At 47.7% G+C, this 25877-nt stretch carries 24 protein-coding genes; 13 read left to right on the top strand and 11 right to left on the bottom strand.

Going from position 1 to position 25877, the window contains the following annotated elements; all coding sequences use genetic code 11:
- Positions 1–67: 67 nt before the first annotated feature.
- The gene (locus tag ACTHTJ_RS05165) at positions 68–334 is read right to left on the bottom strand and encodes a DUF3079 domain-containing protein (protein WP_070584497.1); all 267 of its coding nucleotides are present in this window, start codon (positions 332–334) and stop codon (positions 68–70) included.
- Between the two features lie 167 nt (positions 335–501).
- Between ACTHTJ_RS05165 and ACTHTJ_RS05160 the strand changes: the two genes are divergently transcribed.
- Positions 502–957 carry a GNAT family N-acetyltransferase gene (locus tag ACTHTJ_RS05160; RefSeq protein ID WP_070584495.1) on the top strand — a complete coding sequence of 152 codons (456 nt, stop codon included), beginning with the start codon at positions 502–504 and terminating at the stop codon, positions 955–957.
- Between the two features lie 69 nt (positions 958–1026).
- Here ACTHTJ_RS05160 and dinG read toward each other — a convergent pair whose 3' ends face one another.
- Both dinG and ACTHTJ_RS05150 read right to left on the bottom strand, forming a co-directional pair.
- A complete protein-coding gene (gene dinG, locus ACTHTJ_RS05155) occupies positions 1027–3177 on the bottom strand; it encodes an ATP-dependent DNA helicase DinG (protein WP_070584492.1) in 2151 nt (716 codons plus the stop codon).
- A gap of 164 nt (positions 3178–3341) precedes the next feature.
- Positions 3342–3560 (bottom strand): DUF2061 domain-containing protein, encoded by a 219-nt coding sequence (locus ACTHTJ_RS05150; RefSeq protein ID WP_003686746.1) that lies wholly within the window; start codon positions 3558–3560, stop codon positions 3342–3344.
- Between the two features lie 128 nt (positions 3561–3688).
- Between ACTHTJ_RS05150 and ACTHTJ_RS05145 the strand changes: the two genes are divergently transcribed.
- Positions 3689–4639 carry a D-2-hydroxyacid dehydrogenase gene (locus ACTHTJ_RS05145; RefSeq protein WP_070584491.1) on the top strand — a complete coding sequence of 317 codons (951 nt, stop codon included), beginning with the start codon at positions 3689–3691 and terminating at the stop codon, positions 4637–4639.
- A 195-nt stretch (positions 4640–4834) separates the two neighbouring features.
- Here the strand turns inward: ACTHTJ_RS05145 and gnd are convergent, their stop codons facing one another.
- The gene (gnd, locus tag ACTHTJ_RS05140; protein ID WP_070584489.1) at positions 4835–6283 is read right to left on the bottom strand and encodes a decarboxylating NADP(+)-dependent phosphogluconate dehydrogenase; all 1449 of its coding nucleotides are present in this window, start codon (positions 6281–6283) and stop codon (positions 4835–4837) included.
- A gap of 481 nt (positions 6284–6764) precedes the next feature.
- On the opposite strand from gnd, the gene ggt reads away from it, so the two are divergent.
- A complete protein-coding gene (ggt, locus tag ACTHTJ_RS05135) occupies positions 6765–8534 on the top strand; it encodes a gamma-glutamyltransferase (RefSeq protein WP_070584487.1) in 1770 nt (589 codons plus the stop codon).
- Between the two features lie 237 nt (positions 8535–8771).
- Here the strand turns inward: ggt and lpxC are convergent, their stop codons facing one another.
- On the bottom strand, positions 8772–9686 hold the full coding sequence (gene lpxC, locus ACTHTJ_RS05130) for a UDP-3-O-acyl-N-acetylglucosamine deacetylase (protein ID WP_070584484.1): 915 nt from the start codon (positions 9684–9686) through the stop codon (positions 8772–8774).
- A 650-nt stretch (positions 9687–10336) separates the two neighbouring features.
- Here lpxC and gap point away from each other — a divergent pair.
- The gene (gap, locus tag ACTHTJ_RS05125; RefSeq protein WP_070584483.1) at positions 10337–11341 is read left to right on the top strand and encodes a type I glyceraldehyde-3-phosphate dehydrogenase; all 1005 of its coding nucleotides are present in this window, start codon (positions 10337–10339) and stop codon (positions 11339–11341) included.
- Between the two features lie 95 nt (positions 11342–11436).
- Here gap and tsaA read toward each other — a convergent pair whose 3' ends face one another.
- Positions 11437–12111, bottom strand: a complete 675-nt coding sequence (gene tsaA, locus ACTHTJ_RS05120) for a tRNA (N6-threonylcarbamoyladenosine(37)-N6)-methyltransferase TrmO (RefSeq protein ID WP_070584481.1) — start codon at positions 12109–12111, stop codon at positions 11437–11439.
- Positions 12112–12281: 170 nt separating this feature from the next.
- Between tsaA and ACTHTJ_RS05115 the strand changes: the two genes are divergently transcribed.
- From ACTHTJ_RS05115 to ACTHTJ_RS05095, 5 genes are all read left to right on the top strand, one after another.
- Positions 12282–12917, top strand: a complete 636-nt coding sequence (locus ACTHTJ_RS05115) for a nicotinamidase (protein WP_070584479.1) — start codon at positions 12282–12284, stop codon at positions 12915–12917.
- 46 nt (positions 12918–12963) lie between these two features.
- Positions 12964–13932 (top strand): lipopolysaccharide heptosyltransferase I, encoded by a 969-nt coding sequence (gene waaC, locus ACTHTJ_RS05110; RefSeq protein WP_070584477.1) that lies wholly within the window; start codon positions 12964–12966, stop codon positions 13930–13932.
- 184 nt (positions 13933–14116) lie between these two features.
- Positions 14117–14866 (top strand): electron transfer flavoprotein subunit beta/FixA family protein, encoded by a 750-nt coding sequence (locus ACTHTJ_RS05105; RefSeq protein ID WP_070584476.1) that lies wholly within the window; start codon positions 14117–14119, stop codon positions 14864–14866.
- Positions 14867–14876: 10 nt separating this feature from the next.
- A complete protein-coding gene (locus ACTHTJ_RS05100) occupies positions 14877–15809 on the top strand; it encodes an electron transfer flavoprotein subunit alpha/FixB family protein (protein ID WP_070584474.1) in 933 nt (310 codons plus the stop codon).
- Positions 15810–15870: 61 nt separating this feature from the next.
- On the top strand, positions 15871–16482 hold the full coding sequence (locus ACTHTJ_RS05095) for an IMPACT family protein (protein ID WP_070584473.1): 612 nt from the start codon (positions 15871–15873) through the stop codon (positions 16480–16482).
- Positions 16483–16536: 54 nt separating this feature from the next.
- Here the strand turns inward: ACTHTJ_RS05095 and ACTHTJ_RS05090 are convergent, their stop codons facing one another.
- Positions 16537–16848: a DUF4298 domain-containing protein gene (locus ACTHTJ_RS05090; RefSeq protein ID WP_003747758.1), complete on the bottom strand. Its 312-nt coding sequence runs from the start codon at positions 16846–16848 to the stop codon at positions 16537–16539.
- 139 nt (positions 16849–16987) lie between these two features.
- Here ACTHTJ_RS05090 and purD point away from each other — a divergent pair, with 139 nt between their 5' ends.
- Both purD and ACTHTJ_RS05080 read left to right on the top strand, forming a co-directional pair.
- On the top strand, positions 16988–18259 hold the full coding sequence (gene purD / locus ACTHTJ_RS05085; protein WP_070584471.1) for a phosphoribosylamine--glycine ligase: 1272 nt from the start codon (positions 16988–16990) through the stop codon (positions 18257–18259).
- A gap of 72 nt (positions 18260–18331) precedes the next feature.
- Positions 18332–18901, top strand: a complete 570-nt coding sequence (locus ACTHTJ_RS05080) for an L-threonylcarbamoyladenylate synthase (protein ID WP_070584550.1) — start codon at positions 18332–18334, stop codon at positions 18899–18901.
- A 385-nt stretch (positions 18902–19286) separates the two neighbouring features.
- Here ACTHTJ_RS05080 and ACTHTJ_RS05075 read toward each other — a convergent pair whose 3' ends face one another.
- The gene (locus tag ACTHTJ_RS05075; protein ID WP_070584470.1) at positions 19287–19727 is read right to left on the bottom strand and encodes a surface-adhesin E family protein; all 441 of its coding nucleotides are present in this window, start codon (positions 19725–19727) and stop codon (positions 19287–19289) included.
- A 210-nt stretch (positions 19728–19937) separates the two neighbouring features.
- Between ACTHTJ_RS05075 and purB the strand changes: the two genes are divergently transcribed.
- Positions 19938–21308 (top strand): adenylosuccinate lyase, encoded by a 1371-nt coding sequence (purB, locus tag ACTHTJ_RS05070; RefSeq protein ID WP_070584468.1) that lies wholly within the window; start codon positions 19938–19940, stop codon positions 21306–21308.
- A gap of 130 nt (positions 21309–21438) precedes the next feature.
- On the opposite strand, the gene msrAB is transcribed toward purB, so the two are convergent.
- A complete protein-coding gene (msrAB, locus tag ACTHTJ_RS05065; RefSeq protein WP_440360801.1) occupies positions 21439–23007 on the bottom strand; it encodes a bifunctional peptide-methionine (S)-S-oxide reductase MsrA/peptide-methionine (R)-S-oxide reductase MsrB in 1569 nt (522 codons plus the stop codon).
- A 145-nt stretch (positions 23008–23152) separates the two neighbouring features.
- Here msrAB and ftsY point away from each other — a divergent pair, with 145 nt between their 5' ends.
- Positions 23153–24565 (top strand): signal recognition particle-docking protein FtsY, encoded by a 1413-nt coding sequence (ftsY, locus tag ACTHTJ_RS05060; protein WP_070584466.1) that lies wholly within the window; start codon positions 23153–23155, stop codon positions 24563–24565.
- Between the two features lie 156 nt (positions 24566–24721).
- On the opposite strand, the gene ACTHTJ_RS05055 is transcribed toward ftsY, so the two are convergent.
- Both ACTHTJ_RS05055 and ACTHTJ_RS05050 read right to left on the bottom strand, forming a co-directional pair.
- Positions 24722–25618 (bottom strand): polyprenyl synthetase family protein, encoded by an 897-nt coding sequence (locus ACTHTJ_RS05055; RefSeq protein ID WP_070584465.1) that lies wholly within the window; start codon positions 25616–25618, stop codon positions 24722–24724.
- Positions 25602–25829 (bottom strand): exodeoxyribonuclease VII small subunit, encoded by a 228-nt coding sequence (locus ACTHTJ_RS05050; protein ID WP_003681131.1) that lies wholly within the window; start codon positions 25827–25829, stop codon positions 25602–25604. The genes ACTHTJ_RS05055 and ACTHTJ_RS05050 overlap by 17 nt, the downstream gene beginning before the upstream one ends.
- Positions 25830–25877: the final 48 nt, after the last annotated feature.

Genomic DNA, 25877 nt, shown 5'->3' with positions numbered 1-25877 from the left:
GCCGTCTGAAACCCTGTTTTTCAGGTTTCAGACGGCCTTTTTATTTCGTTTGTTTACGGCATATCGTTTAAGCCGTTTTGTTTTTCAAAGGCAGCTTGATATGCGGTTTGGCCGGCTTGGGCGCTTCTTTCAGTCCAAGTTCGATTTGCTGCTCTTTGCTCAACAAATTGCTCCAGTCGCCTTTTTTATACCAGTCGCGGCCGTCCAACTCGATGGGGTGCTGAATGCGCTCGCAACCGTTGCCGCATTGCAAATCGTCTTCTTTGCAGTATTTGTCGCAACCCCAGCAGATACGCTCGGGATTTTTCGGGAAAATGGGAAATTTCTTGGCCATGATGTTCTTCTTTTGTTTGTGTGCGGTATGGGCAGAATTATAAGTGATTTGAATGGGGCTGGCGGCGAGTTTATCGTGTTTTACGCTGATTTTTTAAGATGTGTTAACCTTTCAGACGGCCTATACTGTAAAAATAATCCCTATGCGGTACAACAAAAGGACCCGATATGAACATATGCCGTCTGAAGCCTGAATTTGTCGAGCCTTTAGCCCTCGCGCTGTTTGAGGAATGGCACGATTTTGCGCCGTGGTCGTCTCTGGACAAAATCCGTGCGTATTACGCGCAGTGCATCAATGGGGATAACTTGCCGCTGGCGTTTGCGGCTGTGGATAATGAAGGGCGGCTGATGGGTTCGGCAGCATTAAAGCGGTTTGATATGGCGTGTTTTCCCGAACACGAATATTGGCTGGGCGATGTGTTCGTTTTGCCGCAATTTCGCGGCTTGGGCGTGGGCAGGCAGCTGGTTTCGTTTTGTCTGGATAAAGCACGCGAACTGGGTTTGCTGCATCTGTTTCTCTATACGCCGGATGTGCAAGCCGTGTATGAAAAGTTCGGCTGGAAAGAAATCACGCAGACTTGGCACAACGGGGAAACCGTATCCGTCATGAAATTAGATTTATAGCTTGAAAAGAATAAAAGGCCGTCTGAACATTTGGTTTCAGACGGCCTTTACCTTTTGAACAATCCAAAACTACCCTATCCGTTTAAACGGCGGCAGACAGGCCAATAATTGTTGGCCGTAACGTTGCGTTTTGACGCGGTTGTCGAGGATGGTCACGCGGCCGTAATCCTGTTCGGTACGGATAAGGCGGCCGACGGCTTGGATCAGTTTGATGCTGGCTTCGGGCACCGTAATTTCGATAAAAGGATTGCCGCCGCGTTGTTCAATCCAACGGTTTTGGGTTTTCTCGATGGGATTATCTGGCATCGCAAACGGCAGCTTGGCAATAATAACTTGCACGCAGGCTGTACCGGGCAGGTCGAGGCCTTCGGCAAAACTGTCGAGGCCGAAAATAATGCTGGCTTTGCCTTCGGCAATGGCTTGATGGTGCCTTTGTAACAGGACGGCCTTGGGCAACTCGCCCTGCACAAGCAGAAGCGGCAAGTATTCGTCAGGCAGTCGTAAGGCGACATCCTGCATTTGCTTGCGCGAGGAAAACAACACCAGCGTACCGATGGCTTCAACCGGCGAAACCAGCTTCGGCAACCATTCGACAATAGCGGCCGTGTGCGCATCAGGGTCTTTGGGGCTGGCTTGAACCGGCGGAATATACAGCTCGCCTTGCGTATCGAAATTAAACGGGCTTTCCAATGCAAGCGTGGTGGTTTCAGGCAGCCACAGCAGGCCGGTTTGGCGCAAAATCAGGTTGAAGCTGCCGAGCGATTGCAGGGTGGCCGAAGTCAACACCGCACCTGCTGCGCGCCGCCACAGGCTGTTGGCAAGGTGGGATGCGCTGCTGATGGGGCTGGCATTGAAAATGTAGTCGTTTTTGTCGTCGGCACGGCGGGTTATCCATTTCGCCAACGGCTCTTCGCCCTCAATGGGAACGGTGGAGAGCAAATCCCAAACCGCGTTGATTTGTTCGATACGGGCGATAAAAAGGCCGAACTCGCTGGTCAGGCGGTCGATGAGCGCGCCGTCCTGCTCTTTGTCGCGGCGCGCAGCAGAAAGCGCATCGTTCAAGCCGACAACATGTTTGAGCAGGCTGCGCGCAGCAATGGCCGTATTGGAAACTGTGGTTTCCAGGCCTTCGGGGATTTTGCCGTCTTCCCACAGCCAAGTCGGTTCGTTGTGTTTCCGCCTGTCGTTTTCAGACGACCCCAGACTTAAAGACGGCTCTTCCGCTAAGTGAAACTGCCATTCATGCAGGCTGTCGAGCAAGGATGTGGCAGCTTCGTCGGCGAGGTTGGCAAGTTCGGCTTTATCGGTAAGCGCGGCAATTTTGCCGGTCAGCTGCGGCAGTTTTTCCAGCGTCCAAACGGCAATATTCCATGAATGTTCGGCGGCAAAACGGCTGAGGGCTTTTTTGGGCAGGTGGTGCGCTTCGTCTATGCAATAGAAACTGTTTTCGGGTGCAGGCAGAATCACGCCGCCGCTCATGCTGATGTCAGCAAGCAGAAGGTCATGGTTGGCAACGACGACATCGACGGTTTCCAAAACATCGCGCGCCAGATAAAACGGGCATTCCGGACGATTAGGACAGGCGGATTTCAGGCAGCCGTGGCGGTCGTTGGTGACTTTGAGCCAAATCGCGTCATCGATTTTTTCCGGCCAAGTGTCGCGGTCGCCATTAAAGCGGCGGGCGGAAAATTCATCGGCAATATCACGCAGCAGATTTAATTCTTCCGGCTTGGGTTTACTGTCCCACAACACTTCCGGTGCTTCAAAACCAAGCAGGTTTTGCTGAGCGTTGTTTTGCGTCAGTTGATAGAGTTTGTAGGGGCAAAGATAACGGCCGCGTCCTTTGGCAAGCGCAAAGGTCAGCTCCAAACCGCTTTTTTCGACCAGAAACGGCAAATCTCGGTCAACCAACTGCTCCTGCAAGGCCACCGTCGCACTGCTGACAATCAGCCGTTTGCCGCGCGTTTGCGCCATGATGCCGCCGGCCAAAAGGTAGGCCAACGATTTACCCACACCGGTCGGCCCTTCGATCACGGCAATACTCTCGCCCTCGCGTTTGGGCGCTTCTTCGCCTTCTTCACGCGTCAACGTCCGCGAAAAAGCGTTGGCAATTGCCGCAATCATTTCCCGCTGCGAAGCGCGCGGACGGAAACCGGGCAGGTTTTTGCCGATGTTTTGGTAATGGTCGCGGATGGCGTTTTTTTCTAAATCGGTGAGCATTGAGGCCGTCTGAATGGGTTTGCAAGAATAGCGTATTTTAGCATTTTTACCTTCATGAAGCCTTCGTAAAGTCTTACTCTATTTTAGGGTTTGGCATTTTGATGGCGATGGACGAACCGCAAAGGCATAATCAGTTTTAATCAAGCAAAAGGCCGTCTGAAACTTTAGCCGCACTGATGCAGAGGCACCCACAATTTTTGCTTGTCGGATTTGTTTTTCTCGTAGCGGTTCCACGCTTTTTCGTGAAAATAAAAGACGACGGTATTAACGATGGGTTCGACCAAAGCCACCGCGCTGGAAACGCCGATACTGCCGGTCAAAATATAGGCGACACTAAATGCGACGCTGAAATGCAAAATAGCAAATGTAATGGTTTTAATCATGCTGTTTTCCTGATACATTGATGTTTTAATCACTACATAATAATTATTATCAACTAACGCGTATATTTTAAATCCCTTATCCTGATTTAGATTTTATAAATCGATATTTTATTTTTGATAGGAATTTTATGAACCCGCTCCATATTGTCTTCCTCGACCGTGATACCCTCGTCAACCGCCCGTTTGATTTTGATTTTCCACATACATTGAGCAGCTACGGCACAACCGAAGCGCACGAAACGCTGGAGCGCATCCGTGGTGCGGACATTGTGATTACCAACAAAGTCGTGATTTCCGCTCAAGCATTTGCCGAAAATCCACAACTCAAGCTGGTTGCCGTTACCGCAACAGGTGTCAATAATGTGGACGTTGAGGCTGCCAAACAAAACGGCACGGCAGTGTGCAATATCCGCGCTTACGGCAATGAATCCGTGGCGGAACACGCGTTTATGATGATGATTACCCTGATGCGCAACCTGCCTGCCTACCAGCGCGACGTTGCGGCAGGCTTGTGGGAAAACTCGCCGTTTTTCTGTCACCTCGGCGCACCGATGCGCGATTTAAACGGCAAAACGCTGGCGATTTTCGGTCGCGGCAATATCGGTAAAACGCTGGCAACTTATGCTCAGGCTTTCAAAATGAATGTCGTGTTCGCCGAACATAAAAATGCCCAAAGCGTCCGCGACGGCTATGTTTCCTTTGACGAAGCCATCCGCTCCGCCGATGTAGTGTCGCTTAATTGCCCGCTTACGCCGCAAACGGCCAACATGATAGGCGAAGCCGAATTGCAGCAAATGAAACCCGGCGCCATCCTCATCAACTGTGGGCGCGGCGGCTTGGTTGATGAAGCCGCTTTGGTTGCGGCGTTGAAATACGGCCAAATCGGCGGTGCTGGTTTTGACGTGTTGACACAAGAGCCGCCACGCAACGGCAACCCTCTGTTGAAAGCCCGACTACCCAACCTCATCGTCACGCCACACATTGCATGGGCAAGCCAAGAGGCCGCCAACCGTCTGTTTGACATCCTTTTGGACAACATCAACCGCTTCGTAGCCGGCAATCCGCAAAATCTGGTTTAATCTATGGAAAACCTGTTGATAAGGTTGTGAACAATTTTAAAGGCCGTCTGAAATATTCAGACGGCCTTTATTAATCTTTATTTATTTCATAAAGTTATCTATTAAATAGGTTAAATCGTTTCATTCTTCATTGTGGATAACCCTATAAAAAGGCCGTCTGAAATACTCAGACGGCCTTTTGTTTGCTCAGGCAAATTAAATATCGTATGTGGTTGAAGCGGTATCGCCGCCCTTGCCTGTCCAGTTGGTATGGAAGAACTCGCCGCGCGGTTTGTCGGTACGCTCGTAAGTGTGCGCGCCGAAGTAGTCGCGTTGGGCTTGCAGCAGGTTGGCGGGCAGGCGTTCGGTGGTGTAGCCGTCAAGGAAGGTAATGGCAGAAGCCATGCAAGGCATCGGAATACCGCACTCGATCGCTTTGGCCACCACTTTACGCCATGCAGGCAGACAGGTTTCCAATACGCCTTTGAAATAAGGATCGGAACCCAAGAAGACCAAATCAGGATTGGCTTCGTATGCGTCGCGGATGTTGCCCAAGAACGCGCTGCGGATGATGCAGCCTTCACGCCACAAGAGGGCAGTGTTGCCGTAATTCAATGCCCAATCGTTGTTTTCGCTGGCTTCACGGATCAGCATAAAGCCTTGTGCATAAGAAATGATTTTGGATGCCAACAGGGCTTGGCGCAAAGCATCTACCCATGCGGCTTTATCGCCTTCAATCGGGGTAATGGTTTTGCCAAACAGGCTGTTTACTTGGATGCGTTGGTCTTTAAACGCGGACACGCAACGTGCAAACACGGCTTCGGAAATCAGGGTCAACGGGATACCCAAATCGAGGGCATTGATGCCGGTCCATTTGCCTGTACCTTTTTGACCTGCGGTATCAAGGATTTTTTCAACCAAAGGTTCGCCGTTTTCATCTCGGTAACCCAAAATCGCGGCGGTAATTTCGACCAGATAAGAATCCAGTTCGGTTTTGTTCCACTCGTTGAAGATTTGGTGCATTTCGTCATAAGACAGACCCAAACCGTCTTTCATGAATTGGTACGCTTCGCAAATCAACTGCATATCGCCGTATTCGATGCCGTTGTGCACCATTTTGACGAAGTGGCCCGCACCATCGCGGCCGACCCAGTCGCAGCAAGGCTCGCCTTGAGGCGTTTTGGCGGAGATGGCTTGGAAAATCGGCTTAACGGCAGGCCATGCGGCTTCGTTGCCGCCGGGCATGATAGAAGGGCCGTGACGTGCGCCTTCTTCGCCGCCGGATACGCCGGCACCGATAAAGCGGATGCCTTTTGCGGCCAGCTCGTGTGTACGGCGGGTGGAATCAGGATAGTTGGCATTGCCGCCGTCAATAATGATGTCACCTTCGTCCAAAAGCGGAACGAGTTGCTCGATAAAATCGTCAACAACAGAACCAGCGCGCACCATCATCATGATTTTGCGTGGTTTTTCTAATTTATCAACCAGATCTTGCAGTGAATATGCGCCGATAATATTGGTATTTTTGGCTGCGCCGTTTAAAAAATCATCTACTTTGCTGGTCGTACGGTTGAATGCGACAACTTTAAAACCATTGTCGTTCATGTTGAGAATCAGGTTTTGCCCCATCACGGCAAGGCCGATAACGCCAATGTCGCCTTTCATTTGGTGAAACTCCATTATTGATTAAATTTATCAAGCGTAACTCTAGCTGATTTACAACTTTTTAACAATCCTTAACTTTTTAATTTTTTGAAAAGATGCCTTTACGTTTCAGACGGCCTTTGCCTTTGGGAAAACAAACTATAAATTAGATTTTAAATAATAAATAGAAGATGATATTGAGTGCTGCCTCAGCTTGTTGATAACTTTAATTACAAAAATTTTTCAAATACTTAGCTGATCTTTTTTGATGAGGATAAAGTATGGTCGACCTTGTTTGCAGATGTGGATAAAAATTTCCTGCTGCTTCATTCTGTGGGTAACTTTTTGCCTGTGCACAATCTTATCTTGTTTTATACTTCTCCAATCGGAACTGATTGACTAGAGAAATAGTCAAATGGTTTTTTATTTCAAGCTATTTTCATATTTCCTTTTATTTAAGCTGGGAAAAGGCCGTCTGAAAATATTTCAATAAGGTGTGCATATGAAGTTTTCCTTTAGTATTAACCTGTTATCCGTTTTGATTTTGGCCGCTTGTGCGCAACAGCCAGTTCAAAAGCCTCAAGTTTCCCTGCCCTCTGTATCTGTGGATAACCATGCGCCGGAGCAAGGAACAGGGCTGACGGAGCAGAAATTAATCCGCGCCAAACATTATATGGCGGCGTCTGCCAATCCGCTGGCAACTGAAGCTGGTTATGAAATTTTGAAGCGCGGCGGCAGTGCGATAGATGCGATGATTGCCATGCAGACAACTTTGGGACTGGTTGAGCCGCAGTCTTCTGGATTGGGTGGCGGTGCGTTTTTGGTGTATTGGGACAATAAGGCGAAAAAGCTGACGACGTTTGATGCCCGTGAAACAGCGCCAAAAGCGGCAACACCGGAACTTTTCTTGGACGAAAACGGTAAACCGATGGGCTTTATGAAAGCGGTGGTCGGCGGCCGTTCGGTCGGTGTGCCGGGGATTCCGAAGCTGCTGGAAGATGTCCACAAGCGTTATGGCAAATTGCCGTGGGCAAGTTTGTTTGAGAAACCGATTACTTTGGCGGAACAAGGTTTTGCTGTTTCTCCGCGTATGGCGAAATCCATCGAGCAAAATTTGGAACCCTTGCAACGTTATCCGCAAACCGCCGCGTATTTCCTGCCTGACGGCAAGCCTTTGGCTTCGGGAACGGTATTGAAAAATCCTGAATTTGCGCGTTCTGTGCGCCTGTTGGCGGAAAAAGGCAGTGCGCCGTTTTATCAGGGAATGCAGGCACAGAATATTGTCCGTGCCGTTACCGGCGCTGTGGATAACCCCGGCAAAATCAGCATGGCGGATTTGAAAAACTATCAAGTTATCGAGCGTCAACCGGTTTGCGCGCCGTATCGTGAATATGAAGTTTGCGGCATGGGCGCGCCAAGTTCGGGCGCGATTGCTTTGGGTGAGATTTTGGGCGTCTTACAAAATCAGGATATGAGGGCGTTGGGATCGGAAAATATTCACAGTTGGCGCTGGATAGGCGATGCGTCGCGGATTGCTTTTGCCGACCGTGATTATTATGTCGGCGATCCCAAGTTTGTGAACGTTCCGACTCGCGCCATGATTTCTCAGGCTTATTTGAAACCGCGTGCTGAAGAAATCCACAAGGCTGACAAGGCGTTGGAAACTATTCAGGCAGGTCAGTTCGGCAAGGAATACGCACAGGGCATGTCGGTCGAGCTGCCGTCCACCAGTCATTTGGTGGTTGTGGATAAAGACGGCAACGTCGTGTCGATGACGACTTCGATTGAAAACGCATTTGGTTCGGGGTTGATGACAAACGGTTATCTGCTTAACAACGAATTAACCGATTTTGCCTTCAATCCTGTCGGAGAGGACGGTAAAACGGTGGCAAACAGCGTTGCCGGTGGAAAACGTCCGCGTTCTTCGATGGCGCCGACCATTGTGATGAAAGACGGAAAACCTTATATGGCGGTCGGTTCGCCGGGCGGCAGCCGCATTATCGGTTTTGTTGCTAAAACGTTGGTGGCGCATATCGACTGGGGCATGGACATTCAGACGGCAATTTCACTGCCGAATATGCTCAATCGCGGCAGCCAGTATGAAATCGAGGATAAAACAGCGGCTGCGGATAAAGCGGCTGCATTGGAAAAATTAGGCTACAAAGTCCAAATCCGCGATTTGAATTCCGGCGTACAAGGCATTGTGATCGGCAAAGACGGTTTGCTCGGCGGCGCTGACCCGCGTCGTGAAGGCAAGGTCATGGGCGATTGATATTGTCGGTTTGACATGAAAAAGGCCGTCTGAAACCTAGTTGTTCAGACGGCCTTTTAATTTGGGAAAATATATGGATAAGATGTGTATAAGAATAACGTTAAATTTTAATATTTTTATTTTTCAATAGGATAGAAGGGATGGATATGTGGATAATTACTTGTGGAAAATGACATGATTTAGGCCGTCTGAAAGGTTCAGACGGCCTTTGCATTGAACTGCGTTATCTATTTTCTATCAGGCTGCCGGTAGCTCGTGAAAAGCAGTGGGCAAGTCTTCGTCATCGGCAAACTCAACCCATTCGTAAGCGGTTTCATCTGCCAAAACGGCACGCAACAGCGCATTATTGATGGCATGGCCTGATTTGTAACCTTCAAATGCGCCGATAATCGGATGGCCGACAATGTATAAATCGCCAATTGCATCCAGGATTTTGTGGCGGACAAATTCATCGGGATAGCGCAAACCTTCCGGATTTAAAACATCCATGTCGTCAATTACGATGGCATTGTTCAAATTGCCGCCCAGTCCGAGATTGTGGGCGCGCATCATTTCCACTTCGTGCATAAAGCCAAAGGTACGGGCGCGGGCAATCTCATCGATATAGGATTTTCCTGCAAAATCAATTTCGAAAGTAGGTGTGCTGCGGTTGAATACGGGATGGTCAAATTCGATGGTTAAAGTCACTTTAAAGCCGTCATAAGGCGTAAAGCGCACCCATTTTCCGGTTTCTTTGATTTCAACGGGTTTGAGGATTCTCAAAAAACGTTTTTGGGCTTTTTGATCCACCACGCCTGCATCTTGCAAAAGATAAATAAATGGTAGGCTGGAGCCGTCCATAATCGGAATTTCAGGCGCGTTCAATTCAATCAAAGCATTGTCGATGCCGTAGGCAGACAGAGCCGACATAATATGTTCAATCGTACCGATGCGCACGCCTTTATCGGTAACGATGGTTGAAGAGAGGCGGGTATCGTTAATCAAATAAGGATTCAATTTGATTACTTCGCCCATTTCCCCACTTAAATCAGTACGGCGGAACGAAATACCGCTGTTTTCTTCGGCAGGATGCAAAGTCAGAGCGACCCTTTCGCCCGAATGCAGGCCAACGCCGGTAACGCTTACTGATTTGGCTAAAGTTCGTTGCAGCATAATTGCTTCCTTTAAAAAAGTCTGATGGGCAAATGATACGTTAAAAAGGAAAAAACAAGCCATCATTTTTAATAGTATTTGCCAATATGGATGTTTTGCGAGAGAAACTTCTAGATTTAAATTATCCACAATAGTATGTGAAATTGAAGTGGGTAATTTGGGTTTTATCCACAGAAAAATAGAAGAACTAAGATTCTATCCTTTTTTATTCCGGTATTCAGTTGGGGTTTGCCTCAAAGATAAAAAGTAACTATCAAATTGGTTTTAAAGAAATTTATTCCGTTATCCACAGATAGTTTGGTTCTTCATCAAAATCATCATTTTAAGAATTAAAATACTATGACTTGAAGAAAACACTGAATGATCAACACAAAAATGGCAAAATATGGAGAAATAGAACTAAGTTTATGATTTTCATAAACTTATGAAACTTTTAAGATTGGAAAATGGTTTTTATGAAATAAAATATCAAAAGCTAAGTCTGATTCGATTTTCCTGATATTTTCCTACAAACAAGAATTTCATGTTTTCTTTATTTAAATCAAACAACTTAAAAGTAATCATCTGAAATCCTAGAAAGTAATTTTATTTCAGGATACAATGGCCTCACTGAGAAATTTTTCCCATTCCATCTAATTAGGAGTAGCAAAATGAGTATTAAAGTAGCGATTAATGGTTTTGGCCGTATCGGTCGTCTGGCATTGCGTCAAATTGAAAAAGCCCAAGGTATCGAAGTCGTTGCTGTTAACGACTTGACTCCTGCAGACATGCTGTTGCACCTCTTCAAATACGACAGTACTCAAGGCCGCTTTGAAGGCTCTGCCAAATTGAAAGACGACGCTATTGTTGTTAACGGCAAAGAAATCAAAGTATTTGCCAATCCTAATCCTGAAGAATTGCCTTGGGGCGAGCTGGGTGTGGACGTCGTCCTCGAATGTACCGGTTTCTTTACCAATAAAACCAAAGCGGAAGCCCATATCCGTGCCGGTGCGCGCAAAGTTGTGATTTCGGCTCCTGGCGGCAATGATGTGAAAACCGTTGTATACGGCGTAAACCAAGATATTTTGGATGGTAGCGAAACTGTTATCTCCGCCGCTTCTTGTACGACTAACTGCCTGGCTCCTATGGCTGCGGTATTGCAAAAAGAATTCGGTATCGTCGAAGGCTTGATGACTACCATCCATGCTTATACCGGCGACCAAAACACCCTTGACGCGCCACACCGCAAAGGCGACTTCCGCCGCGCCCGTGCTGCTGCCTTGAATATCGTACCGAACAGCACCGGTGCCGCGAAAGCCATCGGCTTGGTTATCCCTGAATTGAATGGCAAACTTGATGGTTCTGCCCAACGTGTTCCTGTTGCTACCGGCTCTTTGACCGAACTGGTTTCTATTCTCGAACGCCCTGTTACCAAAGAAGAAATCAATGCAGCCATGAAAGCTGCTGCCAACGATGCTTTAGGCTACACTGAAGATCAAATCGTTTCTTCCGACGTTATCGGTATTGAATACGGCTCACTTTTCGATGCGACTCAAACCCGCGTGATGACAGTTGGCGACAAACAATTGGTGAAAACCGTTGCTTGGTACGACAATGAAATGTCTTATACTTGCCAATTGGTTCGTACCTTGGAATTTTTTGCCAGCAAAATCTAAAAAATAACGGGCTGAATCAATCAGTCTGTGGATAATTAAAAGGCCGTCTGAACATTTCAGACGGCCTTTTGTTTGTAGATAGATTCAATTTGCAATCAGATTGTGGATAGTTTAATCACTGTGGCACATTTGTTTTCTATCCTAAATTGCACTTCATAATCCGCAATATTCATTATATAAATCCGTTCGGGAATATCTTGATAGGCAGGGCGAGGATCTTGGGCGATGCTTTGCTCAATGAGATGTTTTTCTTCTGTGGATAAATGTTCCGTAAGTGTACTTTCTGCCCAGACTACGTTCAATTCTTCAGGTTTGCCGCTGACAAAGCCTGATGATGCGTCAGGTTTGGATTCGACAAAGGGGATGTAGGGTTTGATATCCACTACCGGAGTACCGTCCAACAGGTCTGCTCCGCTGCAATAGATGCGGACAGGTTTGCCTGTTTCGATGCGTTCGAGTTTCAGCAGGGATAAACCGAGATGATTGGGGCGGTGCGGGCTGCGCGTGGCAAATACGCCCATTTTTTGTTTGCCTCCGAGCCGTGGCGGACGCACCATTTGCGCCCAACCTTCATTTAATACACCGTGGAAAATAAAACTTATCCACACATAGTCGAAATCTTCCAAACCCCGAACGCTGTCTGCGGTAAATTCAGGAGTGAGTTCAATGCAAATTTCTGCTGCAGGAACCAAACCGGGTTGGCGGGCAATGCCGAATTTTTGTTTGTAGGGGGAATGAACGGTTGCAATAGGCGTAATCGAATAGGACATAATTTGTGGATAAATATTCTGTGCAAACTGTCATCATATCATAGATGTTTTCCCACATTTTACGGTAGTAATTTGTTATAATACAAAGCATTTATTCCAAATGTCCGTACATGGGCAATAAATGCTCAATTTGAATAATATAAAATAAAATCAATAGGTTACATTAATCCATGATTGTTTCTATCGATGTAGATGCACAAAAAACGTTTACGCCTTTGTGCCCGAAAGAATTACCTGTTGCTGAAGGTCATCTGATTGCGGATGAACTCAATGCCCAAGCTGCATTGGCAGATTTACGCGTGATGACGAAAGATGCGCATCATGCCGCGGCAAAATGGCTTGTGGATAATCCTGTTGATATGTTGAAGCCGACGGGTTTACCCGATGCGGATTTGACTTGGGTGTCGCATGCGATGGTTGGAACATATGGCTATGAGTTGTTGGATGGCCTGCCTTCAGCCAAAGAATACGATTATTGCGTTTGGAAAGGCGTTGATCCTGAGTTACATCCTTACGGCGCATGTTTTCACGATATTGAAGAAAAGCTCAGTACAGGTTTGATCGAATGGTTGCGCTGTCAAAATGCAGATATGGTCATTGTTGGCGGTTTGGCAACGGATTATTGTGTGAAGACAACGGTTTTACAGTTGCTTAAAGGCGGGGCTTGGAAAGTCATCGTCAATCAGGCTGCTTGCCGCGGCATTGCTCCTGAAACGGTTGAATCAGCATGGCAGGAAATGCATTCTGCCGGGGCTATTATTTTAGAAAACGCCGAAGAAATAAAAAAATACATTAATAATCAGTAAATTATATTTTAAATTCTGTTGTTTCACGTGAAACATTTTACAAAATATGAAGATTTTACTTGTCCGCTTGTCCAGTATGGGCGATTTAATTCATACGTTGCCCGCAGTTGAAGATTTGGCGCGACAATGTCCTGAGGTAGAGCTCCATTGGCTGTGTGAGGCAGGGTTTGCAGATATTGCCCGCTTGCATCCTTTTGTCAAAAAAGTTCATGTAATGAAATGGCGGCAATGGCGCAAACACCTTTTTCAGGCTGAAACGTGGCGTGAAATAGGCCGTCTGAAAACGGATTTACAGGCTGAATCTTTTGATTTTGTTTTAGATAGCCAAGGACTGATTAAAAGCGCATGCTTTGCCAAAATGGTGAAATCCCCTATTTACGGTTTGGATAAACACAGCGCGCGTGAAAGTTTGGCTGCCCTTGCATACAGTAAAGCGTTTGCCGTACCGAAAGGTAAAAATGCGGTCTGGCGAAACCGTGAATTATTCGCCCAAGTATTTGGTTATACAATGCCTGAGACGCAGGTATTTGGTTTGTCGGTTCCTGAATCAGGCCGTCTGAAAAATGTGCAATCCCCTTATTATGTTGCTTTGCATGCAACCAGTCGCGACAGTAAATTATGGCCGGTAGAAAACTGGCGTGCATTATTGAAAAAGTTGAATGAAGAGCAACAATGCAATGTATATCTGCCGTGGGGAAATAAAACCGAAAAAATGCGAGCCGAACAGATTGCAAGCGGTTTACCGTTTGCTTTCGTCTGCGACAAGATGAATTTATTACAGGCCGCATTTTTATTAAAAAACGCAGAGGGTATTGTTGGCGTAGATACCGGGTTGCTGCATCTTGCCAATGCGTTGGAAAAGCCTGTTATAGGAATTTATACAGATACAGATCCGGCCAAGACCGGCGTTCAAGTTTCGGCTTATGCAAAGAATTTAGGCGGTATTGCTCAAATTCCCAATGTTGACGAGGTTTACCAAACCTTAATGGATTGTGTTGCAGCATACGGTAAATAATTGCTGGAGAGTTAGATTTATTTTCTGAGTAAATGCTTTAGAAATGATATAATTCCGCTCTATTTGCCAAGATTTATACAAATTTGGTTTTGTCATGTTGGTGAAAACCGAATTGGATTTTATATAAAGAATGTATCAAAATCAGCATGTTTGATTTGATGGACATTCTTTTTAGGAGAATTGAATGAAAGCACTGGTCGCAGTAAAGCGCGTAGTGGACTACAACGTCAAAGTTCGTGTGAAAGCCGATGGTTCCGATGTGGATATCGGTAATGTCAAAATGTCGATGAACCCGTTTGATGAAATCGCGGTAGAAGAAGCTGTCCGTTTGAAAGAAGCCGGAAAAGTAAGCGAGATTGTTGCTGTTTCTCTTGGCGAGAAAAAATGTGAAGAGACGTTGCGTACTGCTTTGGCGATGGGTGCCGACCGTGCGGTTCATGTTGAGACTGATGCGAAGTTGGAGCCTTTGATCGTTGCAAAATTACTGAAAGCTGTTGCGGATAAAGAAAATCCGCAAATTTTACTGCTGGGCAAACAGGCAATTGACGATGACGCCAACCAAGTTGCTCAAATGCTGGCTGCGTTGTTGAACGCTGCTCAAGGTACTTTTGCATCAAAAGTGCAAATTGAAGGCGAAGAGGTATTGGTAACTCGTGAAATTGACGGCGGTGAGGAGACTGTTGCGTTGAAGCTGCCTGCGGTCATCAGTGCAGATTTGCGTTTGAACGAACCACGCTTTGTCAAACTTCCTAATATCATGGCGGCAAAGAAAAAGCCTTTGGAAAAATTAAGTCCTGCCGATTTGGCTGTGGATATTTCTCCGCGTTTGAATACCGTGAAATTTGCCGAGCCTAAAGCACGTCAAGCCGGTGTGAAAGTGGCTGATGTTGCCGAGTTGGTTGAAAAGCTGAAAAACGAAGCCAAAGTGATCTAAGGAGTATGAAATGAGCGTATTGATTATTGCGGAACATAATAACCAACATTTGAATCCTGCCACTTTGCATGCGGTAACGGCTGCCGCCAAATTGGGTAATGTAGATTTATTGGTTGCCGGCAGCAATGCTGCTGCGGTGGTTGAAGAGGCAAAACAGGTTGCAGGCGTAGCGAAAGTTTTGGTAGCTGATGCGCCCTATTATGCTGAAGGTTTGGCAGAAGAATTAGCGCCTTTGGTTGTTAAACTGGCTGCGGATTACCGCTATGTGGCTGCGACTGCAACTGCATTTGGTAAAAATCTTCTGCCCCGAGTAGCAGCCCTGTTGGATGTGCCACAAGTTTCGGATTTAACCGAAGTTGTGGATAACTTGACATTTGTCCGTCCGATTTATGCTGGTAATGCATTTGAAACCATTCAATCCAATTCTGAAAAACTGGTACTGACTTTCCGTGCGACAGCATTTGATGTTGCCGGACAAGGCGGTAATGCAGAAGTGGTCAATGTTGAGGCAACGCCTGCTCAAAACCTGAGCCGTTTCGTAAACCGTCAACTTTCCCAATCTGACCGTCCTGAATTGACTCAGGCAAAAGTGATTGTTTCCGGTGGCCGTGCATTGGGCAGTGCTGAAAAATTCAATGAAGTGTTGACTCCATTGGCGGATGTTTTGGGTGCGGCGATTGGTGCTTCCCGTGCGGCAGTGGATGCCGAGTATGCGCCAAACGATGCCCAAGTCGGACAAACCGGTAAAGTAGTTGCGCCGCAACTGTACTTCGCTATCGGTATTTCCGGTGCTATCCAACACGTTGCCGGTATGCAGGACAGTAGAGTGATTGTTGCCATCAACAAAGATGCTGACGCTCCGATTTTCAATGTGGCAGATTACGGCTTGGTTGGTGATTTGTTTGAAGTTGTGCCTCAACTGACTGAAGTACTGAAAAACTGATGTTTCACGTGAAACGTTCAGACGGCCTTTTACAACAAAGGCCGTCTGAAAATATTTTGGCATGATTACGACCTATAAAACCATTACCACACTGACACAGGCTGAATTTAAAGATAAAGGCAGCCGCTTCATCGCATACGCCTATCCGATCCGCACTTTGGCCGATGTGAAGAAGTATCTCGACCCATTAAAGGAAGAGCATCACAAGGCGCGACATTGGTGCTACGCCTATCGATTGGGTGTGGATGGAATGCAGTTTCGTGCAAACGATGATGGAGAACCGTCTGGAAGCGCAGGCCGCCCTATTCTGGGACAGATTGATTCTGTCGGCGTAACTGATGTGTTGGTTGTGGTTGTACGTTATTTTGGCGGTACGCTATTAGGTGTTCCCGGTCTGATTCATGCTTATAAGGAATCGACAGCTCAGGCATTGGCGATAGCTGAAGTTGTTGAAAAGAATGTCGAAAAGACAGTTTGGTTGAAGTGTGAATATCCTGTTTTGAATGAGGCTATACGGATTGCCAAACAATATCAGGCCGATATTGTGGAACAGGATTTGCAGCTGGATTGTAAGTTAACAGTGAAAATAGCGTTGACCGATTATGAAACCTGTATTGCTGCTTGGAAAAATACGCGCCAAATTGAAATAGATACTGAAAAGCCGTTTGAATAAAAGGTCGTCTGAACATATTTGAGAAATCAAAAGTTTCAGACGGCCTTTGAAGTTTTAGCCTTGGTATCTGTCTAAAGCATTTACACTTGAGCGCAGGTGTTCCCAAGCCAGTTGATGAAATTCCCCTAGTGCGTTCCATAGGGCATCTTCGCTCATAATGCTGTATTCGCCCTGTGTTCGCAAATCAACATCTGCCCCTTCTTCAATGGCTTGATGGCATGCTTGGTATTCGTTGGTATAGAAGTCATCCATGTCTTGCATGAGGCTTGCAGCATGTTTCCAACGGGCGATATCTGCTTCCAGTTGCGGCAGTAATTCGCACCATTCGCGGTATTTGCTTTGAATTTCGTCAATACGTTTTTGCATGATTTTCCTTTCGTTGTTTGAAATTAGAGTATGGTTGTCTTGGTGCGATATTATTCTTAATTTGAAACAGCTATGCAAGATGGAACAATATTCCATCGATTGAATTTTATTTACAACATCTATTCTTCAAGGAGATGGTATGAAATTGCTCGTTATTGGTAATGGTGGACGTGAACACGCACTGGCTTGGAAATTGGCGCAGTCGGCTAAAGTAGAAATTGTCTTTGTTGCACCTGGTAATGCCGGAACGGCAATTGAGCCTAAACTGCAGAATGTGGCGTTGACGGCACATCAAGATTTGATTGATTTTTGCCGTAATGAAAATATTGCCTTTACCGTAGTCGGCCCTGAAGCGCCTTTGGCTGCGGGTGTGGTGAATGACTTCCGTGCTGCCGGATTGAAGATTTTTGGCCCGACTCAATACGCGGCCCAGCTGGAGAGCTCAAAGGATTTTGCTAAAGCGTTTATGGCAAAATATAACATTCCAACCGCGCAATACCAAACCTTTGAAAATGCCGATGCGGCACATGATTACGTCAATCAAAAAGGTGCGCCAATTGTTATTAAGGCGGATGGTTTGGCTGCCGGTAAAGGCGTGATTGTCGCCATGACTTTGGATGAAGCCCATGCCGCTATTGACGATATGTTGTTGGGCAACAAAATGGGCAATGCAGGCGCGCGTGTCGTGATTGAAGATTTCCTGCAAGGCGAGGAAGCAAGCTTTATCGTTATGGTGGACGGCAATCATGTTTTGCCGATGGCAACCAGTCAAGACCATAAACGCCTGTTGGATGACGACAAAGGCCCTAATACCGGCGGTATGGGCGCATACAGCCCTGCTCCGGTGGTAACGCCTGATGTGTACGAGCGCGCGATGAATGAAATTATTTTGCCGACCGTGGCAGGTATGAAAGCAGAAGGTCATGAGTTTACCGGCTTTTTATACGCGGGCTTGATGATTGATAAAACCGGTGCGCCTTATACCATCGAATTCAACTGCCGTTTCGGCGACCCTGAAACCCAGCCGATTATGAGCCGTTTGGATAGCAATTTGGTGGATTTGGTTGAAGCAGCAATCGATGGCAAACTGGATAGTGTTACCGCCGAATGGAATCCGCAGACTGCGGTAGGCGTAGTGTTGGCCGCACAAAACTATCCTGATTCTCCGAAAAAAGGCGATGTGATCTTTGGCTTGGATAAGGCCAATCAAATTGGTAAAGTTTTCCATGCCGGTACTGCAACGAATGAAAAAGGCGAAGTTGTAACCAACGGCGGCCGTGTATTGTGTGTCGTCGGTTTGGGCGATGATGTTGCACAAGCTAAAAGCAAGGCTTATGAGGCATTGGAAACAATCCGTTTTGACGGTATGCAATACCGTAAAGACATTGCCGATAAAGCCATCAACCGTTAATAATGAATAGAAATAGGCCGTCTGAACACAGATTGTCCGACAATCTCAGTTTCAGACGGCCTTGGTATGATGATGATGTTTCCCAGAATTTTATCGGCTGCAGCCCAACGCAGGCTGCAGGCGCATCTTAAAAAAGGCGGTTTGGTCGCCTATCCTACCGAGTCTTGCTATGGCTTGGGCTGTGTCCCTACTTTGCCTAAAGCACTCAATCAACTGATTCATCTGAAAAAACGACCGCAACACAAAGGCATGATTGTCATTGGCCATAGCTTGGAACAGTTGCAACCTTTGCTGCAAAGGCCGTCTGAAAATATCCAAACTATGCTGCATGAAGCATGGCCTGCTCCGAAAACTTTTTTATTGCCGGTCGGCAAAAAAGTATTGCCCTCATTGCGTGGAAAAGGACGCAGTAAATTGGCTGTCAGAGTTCCTGCGCATGTAGGTGCAAGGCGTTTGTGTCAGGTTTTGGAAATGCCTTTAGTCTCTACTTCATGCAATCGTGCAGGAAAACGGGCATGCAAAACGGAAAGGGAAGTCAGAAGACAGTTTGGTAGGAAAGTCTGGGTTGTAGGCGGATTGATAGGTAAGCAGAAAACGCCTAGCCAGATTATTGACGGAGAAACAGGGGCAAGGCTACGTTAAAGAAGGGTTGTATCATCAAAGGAAAGGTATTTATTTGAAGAAGCAAATTTTTTCCAAAAGATTGGAATACCTTTTTGAAAAGTATTGAGTGCAGAGCCAGTTTAATGTATAGAAGTCTGTAAATACAGATCGATTAAGCAGATAGTAAGTCAGTAAATAGAGTATAAAGCAGTATTTTGTGAAATGTTCTGGCAAAGAATGAAGCAAATTTTGAGCGTAAATGAATCGCTGTAATAAATTATTTTTGAATAAATAAAATTTGTGGATAAATTTGAAGATAAATTTCCATAAAAACATAAAAAGGCCGTCTGAAACTTGATATTCAAAGCATTCAGACGGCCTTTTAAATATTTAAACTGTGGATAACTTTGTGAATAAGTGTGGATTAAAGCTTATGTCCGCACACAGTTTCGTATTGTTTTTCAGTAATCGTACCGCTCATGACGCTCATTGGGCGGATGCTGGTCGGCGTATAGCTTTGGTTGGAAATCACCCGGCCGTGTTCGTCCATCAGTTGCAGCGCTGCCAAACGATAGGTTTTGTTTGAGCAATGAATTTCCCAGCTGCCGATGGCTGTTTTATAGGCCGGCGTATTGACGAAACGTTCCTCTTTCAGTTTGGAAACGGTTTTTTTATCGCGGAAAGTAACCAGTGCGCCATTTCTTTTAATGCTGCTTCTATCAATGGCCACTTTGATATTGCCTTCAGAGATGGTGCCGATATTGGTCCAGCTGCCATCGCCGCTCGACGTGGTGGTTGTTTCACAGGCACTCAACACCAAAGCCGCAAATACGGTTGCAGCTAGGGAAAAACGTTTGATATTCATAAAACCTCATTATTTACAAAAAGTCAGCCGATATTATCCGTGAAGATGGCATATATCGTAAATCGATTTTGCAAAGTTGAACCTCTGAAAAGAATTTTATGAAAAATACGCTGAAAAGGCCGTCTGAAACCTGCTTTTCAGACGGCCTTGAAGTGTAAAATCATGTATAATTGCAAACAATTTGGTTTTCATCCCATAGGAAGATCCGACATGATTAACCCTATCGCTGCACTTTCCCCATTAGATGGCCGCTACGCCAAATCCGTTGAAGCATTGCGTCCAATTTTCTCTGAATACGGCCTGATGCGTGCGCGTGTCAAAGTTGAATTAAACTGGCTCAAAGCCCTTGCCGCCGAGCCTAAGATTGTAGAAGTTCCTGCTTTCAGCGATTTTACGCTTGCCGAAATCGACAAAGTGATCGAAACCTTCTCGCTTGAAGATGCCGCCGCCGTCAAAGCCATTGAGGCGACCACCAATCACGACGTCAAAGCCATCGAGTATTGGCTTAAAGAACGCTTCTCCGGCGTGCCTGAAGTGGCTGCTGCCAGCGAGTTCATCCACTTTGCCTGCACCAGCGAAGACATCAACAACCTGTCCCACGCTTTAATGCTGCAAGAAGCGCGTGAGACTGTTTTGCTGCCGAAACTAGCCGAAATCATCGAAAAACTGACCGGCATGGCGCATGAGTTGGCTGCCGTCCCTATGATGAGCCGCACGCATGGCCAGCCTGCTACACCAAGCACACTGGGTAAAGAAATCGCCAATGTTGTGTACCGCCTGCAACGTCAGTTTAAAAACCTGCAAGCGCAAGAGTTCCTCGGCAAAATCAATGGCGCAGTCGGCAACTACAATGCCCATATGGTCGCTTATCCCGATGTAGATTGGGAAACCCATTGCCGCAACTTCGTTGAAATCAGCCTCGGCCTGACCTTCAACCCCTACACCATTCAAATCGAGCCGCACGACTATATGGCGGAATTCTTCCAAGCCATCAGCCGTGTCAATACGATTCTGGTCGACTTCAACCGCGATGTTTGGGGCTACATTTCTTTGGGTTACTTCAAACAAAAAGTCAAAGCAGGCGAAGTCGGTTCTTCCACCATGCCGCACAAAGTCAATCCGATCGACTTTGAAAACTCCGAAGGCAACCTTGGTATGGCTAATGCCGTATTGGGCTTTTTGTCTGAAAAACTGCCGATTTCCCGTTGGCAGCGCGACCTGACCGACAGCACCGTATTGCGCAATATGGGCGTAGGCGTGGGCTATGCCGTATTGGGCTTTGCCGCCCATCTGCGCGGTCTGAACAAGCTTGAGCCGAATCCTGCCGTCCTTGCTGCCGATTTGGACGCTACTTGGGAGCTGCTGGCCGAGCCGATTCAAACCGTGATGCGTCGTTACGGCGTAGCCAATCCTTACGAGAAGCTGAAAGACCTGACACGCGGTAAAGACGGCATTACGCCTGAAGTGTTGAAACTCTTTATCGAGTCGTTAGAAATTCCGGCAGAAGCCAAAGCCAAATTGCTTGAGCTGACCCCTGCATTGTATGTGGGTAAAGCTGAAGAGTTGGCAAAACGAATTTAAAAGGCTTTTGTAGGGTGCACTTTCTTAGTTATTGAAATTTTTTGATAGATAAGAAACCAACCCTCTACATCCGACAAATTAAAAAGGCCGTCTGAAATCTCTTTCAGACGGCCTTTTTCGATTCAATCCGTTATTTCACTTTGTCTTTCAATGCGCCGTAGCCGGCAGCGTCCATTTCTTCCAAAGGGATGAATTTCAAACTTGCGCCGTTGATGCAATAGCGCAGGCCGCCTTTGTCTTTCGGGCCGTCGGCGAAGACGTGTCCCAAGTGCGAGTCGGCGGCATGGCTGCGCACTTCGGTACGGCGCATGTTGTAGCTGAAATCGTCGTGTTCGGTAACGGCGGCGGCATTAATCGGGTGGGTAAAGCTCGGCCAGCCGCAGCCGGAATCGAATTTGTCGGCAGAGCTGAACAGGGGTTCGCCGCTGACAATGTCCACATAAATACCGGGTTTGAACAAGTGGTCGTATTCATGACTGAAGGCGTATTCGGTCGCGCTGTTTTGGGTAACTTGGTATTGTTCTTCGGTCAGGAGGCGTTTGAGTTCGGCAGTGCTGGGTTTTTTATACGTTGCCGCGTCAAAGCCTTTGCCTTGCGGGGTAGCTTTGGTTTTGCCCGGCAGCGGTTCGTCGGCTTTGCGGATGTCGATGTGGCAGTAGCCGTTGGGGTTTTTAATCAGGTAGTCCTGATGGTATTCCTCGGCGTCGTAGAAGTTTTTCAGCGGCTCGTTTTCGACGACGAGGGGCTGTTGGTATTTTTGCTGCTCGCGTTTGAGGGCGGCGGCAATGACGGCTTTTTCTGCGGGGTCGGTGTAGTACACGCCGCTGCGGTATTGCGTGCCGATGTCGTTACCCTGTTTGTTGAGGCTGGTCGGGTCAACGACGCGGAAGAAATATTGCAGGATGTTGTCTAGGCTGAGTTTGTCGGCATCGTAGGTGACTTTGACGGTTTCGGCATGGCCTGTATCGCGGTAGGACACGTCTTCGTAGCTCGGGTTTTCCGTTTTGCCGTTAGCATAGCCGGAGACGGCGTCAATCACGCCGTCTATGCGTTGGAAATAGGCTTCCAAGCCCCAGAAGCAGCCGCCGGCGAGGTAGATGGTGCGCGTATTCATGATTGCTGAATCCTTTTTCTGTGTGTCGGGTTTGTAGAACGAGTTTTTCAGACGGCCTATATCGGCATTCGGGTCGCGGATTAACGCCAATGCCTGCGCTTCATTGATGCTGCCTTTGACGATGCGCTGTACGTCGCCGTCTTTGCCGATTAATGCCCACGACGGATAAACGCCGATATTCAGGCTTTGGGCGATGGTGCCGCCGTTGTCGGTCACGACAGGCAGCTTAGGATAGTTCAAACCGGCATACCATTTTTGAAAGTCGCCGTCTTTTTTCTCGTGCAGAAAACCGGGAGACGCGACGGTAATCAGATTGGCAGAACCGAATTTTGCATCTTGCGCCCATTTTTCGGTTTGTCCCAATTCGGACAAACACAAAGGACACCAACTTGCCCAAAATTTAATCAGGGTCGGTTTGTCTTTTTTCAAGAAAACACCGGCAGGGCGGTTGTCAGGGGTTTTCAATGAGGACAATGTCTGCGGTACGGTTGCGGCTTCGGTATCCATTATTTTGGATGAGCAAGCGCCAAGCGCAAGCAGGCAGCTGAACTTGGTGCAAAGTGAAAATAATGTGCGGGGATTCATCTCTATGTTTCCTGTATGGATGGTTTGTTTCATTAGACGTTGGAAATGCCAAAACCTGACAACCTTGATTTTCAGACGACCTTGCCACGTAAAATACGCTACAATACTCCCTATTTCAAGTTTCTAAAATTAAAAGGAAAATTTAATGTTCAGCTTCTTCCGTCGCAAGAAAAAACAGGAAACTCCGGCTCCTGAGGAGGCTCAAGTTCAGGAAACCGCAGCAAAAGTAGAATCTGAAGTTGCTCAAGTAGTTGAAAATATTAAAGAAGATGCCGAATCTTTAGCAGAAAGAGTCAAAGGGCATGTTGAATCAGTTGTCGAATCGGCTGTTGAAACTGTCAGCGAAACCGTCGGGCAGGTACGGGAAGCTTTGACCGAAACGCCGTCTGAAACAGTCGAAAAAGTAGAAGAACACATTGAAGTGGCAAAAGAAGCGGCCGTTGAAACCGTCAGCGAGGCTGTTGAACAGGTTCAAGAAACCGTTTCCGAGATGCCGTCTGAAGTGGCCGAGGTTGCTGAGGAAGCAGCAGAACAGGCTGAAGCGGTAAAAGAAGCAGCTGTTGAGGCAGTTAGCGAGACTGTCGAGCAAGTTCAAGGAGCCGTTGCGGAAACACCGGTTGAAGCCCCTGTTCCGGCAGAAGAACAAAAGCTCAGTTGGGCTGCGCGTTTGAAACAAGGCTTGACCAAATCACGCGACAAAATGGCAAAATCGTTGGCCGGCGTGTTCGGCGGCGGACAAATCGACGAGGATTTGTACGAAGAGCTGGAAACCGTGCTGATTACCAGCGATATGGGCATGGAAGCCACTGAATACCTGATGAAAGACGTGCGCGACCGTGTCAGCCTTAAAGGCCTCAAAGACGGCAACGAATTGCGCGGTGCGCTGAAAGATGCGCTGTACGACTTGATTAAGCCTCTGGAGAAGCCTTTGGTCTTGCCGGAAACCAAGGAGCCTTTCGTGATTATGCTTGCCGGTATCAACGGCGCAGGCAAAACCACGTCTATCGGCAAACTCGCCAAATACTTCCAAGCGCAGGGTAAATCTGTATTGCTGGCGGCAGGCGATACTTTCCGTGCCGCTGCGCGTGAGCAGCTTCAAGCTTGGGGCGAGCGCAACAATGTGACCGTGATTTCGCAAACCACAGGCGATTCCGCAGCCGTTTGCTTTGATGCCGTCCAAGCCGCCAAAGCGCGCGGGATCGACATCGTGCTGGCCGATACTGCCGGACGCCTGCCGACGCAGCTTCATTTGATGGAAGAAATCAAAAAAGTGAAACGCGTGCTGCAAAAAGCCATGCCTGATGCGCCACATGAAATCATTGTCGTGCTTGATGCCAACATCGGTCAAAACGCCGTCAACCAAGTGAAAGCCTTTGACGAAGCGCTGGGTCTGACCGGCCTGATCGTCACCAAGCTCGACGGTACGGCCAAAGGCGGTATCCTTGCCGCCCTTGCCTCTGACCGCCCTGTTCCTGTCCGCTACATCGGCGTAGGCGAAGGTATCGACGATTTGCGTCCGTTTAATGCCAAAGCGTTTGTAGATGCCCTATTGGATTAAACAGATAGGCTGAGGCTTGTCAACGCAGTTTGCGGGGGGTTTTTGAGTTGTATTTTGAATGACTCTGCATTCGGTTGATACCAGCCAAACAGGCTGTTAAAAAGGCCGTCTGAAACCCAAAATCAGGTTTCAGACGGCCTTTATTTATTTGCAGGTTTAGTTTTTCCGTGCAGTAACAAACTCAGCCAGTTGGCGCAGGCGCAGGGCTTTGTCGCCGAATGGTTCGATCAGGGCAACGGCTTCTGCAATCAGCGTTTCTGCGTAAGTGCGCGCGGCGTGCAGGCCCATCAGTTTGACGTAGGTCGGTTTGTCGTTGTCCGAGTCTTTGCCGGCGGTTTTGCCCAAGGTGGCGGTATCGGCTTCACAGTCCAATACATCGTCGATCACTTGGAAAGCCAGGCCCAATTTGGCGGCGTAGTGGTCTAAGGTTTGGATTTGCGCCGGTGTTAAGCCTGGGCAGGAAAGTGCGCCTAAGGCCACGGCCGCGCGGATGAGTGCGCCGGTTTTGAGGTTGTGCATCTGTTCCAATTCGGCCTGATTCATGGCTTTGCCGACATTGGCCAGGTCGATGGCTTGTCCGCCCGCCATGCCGAGGCTGCCGGATGCCTGGGCCAGTGTGGACAACATGGCAAGCTGGCGTTCGGCAGGCAGGCCTGTCGGACGGCTCAGTACATCAAAGGCTTGGGTTTGCAGCGCATCGCCGACCAAAAGGGCGGTTGCTTCATCGTATTGCACATGGCAGGTCGGTTTGCCGCGGCGCAGGCTGTCGTTGTCCATCGCCGGCATATCGTCATGAACCAACGAATAGACGTGCACCATTTCGATGGCCGCCATCGCCTGCTCGACGGCATTTTGGTTTGCTTCGCCCAATTCGGACGCGGCAAGCACCAAGAGCGGGCGCAGCCGTTTGCCGCCGCCGAGGGTAACGTAACGCATGGCTTCGTGCAGCGTGTGCGGCACTTGGCTTTCAGACGGCAAGAAATGCGCCAGCAGCAATTCGGTTTGCGCTTGGGCTTTTTGCTGCCATGTTTTGAGTTCATTCGCCGGGTTCAAGGTTCAACTCCTTCAGTTCGCCGGCATCCAAGACTTGCAGTTTCTGCTCGACTTCCGCCAATTTGGTTTGGCAGTATCTGACCAATTCGTTGCCTTCCTGATAGGCGGCCAGAGCGTCTTCCAGCGGCATTTCGCTGCTTTGCATGGCCTGGGTCAGGGTTTCGAGGCGGGATAAAGCTTCTTCAAAGGATTGGGGGGCGTTTTTTTTCATGGTTTGAAATGATGGGCAGAAAAGGGGAATTGTAGCATTTTTAGATGA

The sequence above is a fragment of the Neisseria sp. P0018.S001 genome (assembly GCF_051957355.1).
GTDB lineage: Bacteria > Pseudomonadota > Gammaproteobacteria > Burkholderiales > Neisseriaceae > Neisseria > Neisseria subflava_A.
This window is presented reverse-complemented; position numbering and strand designations above follow the sequence as displayed.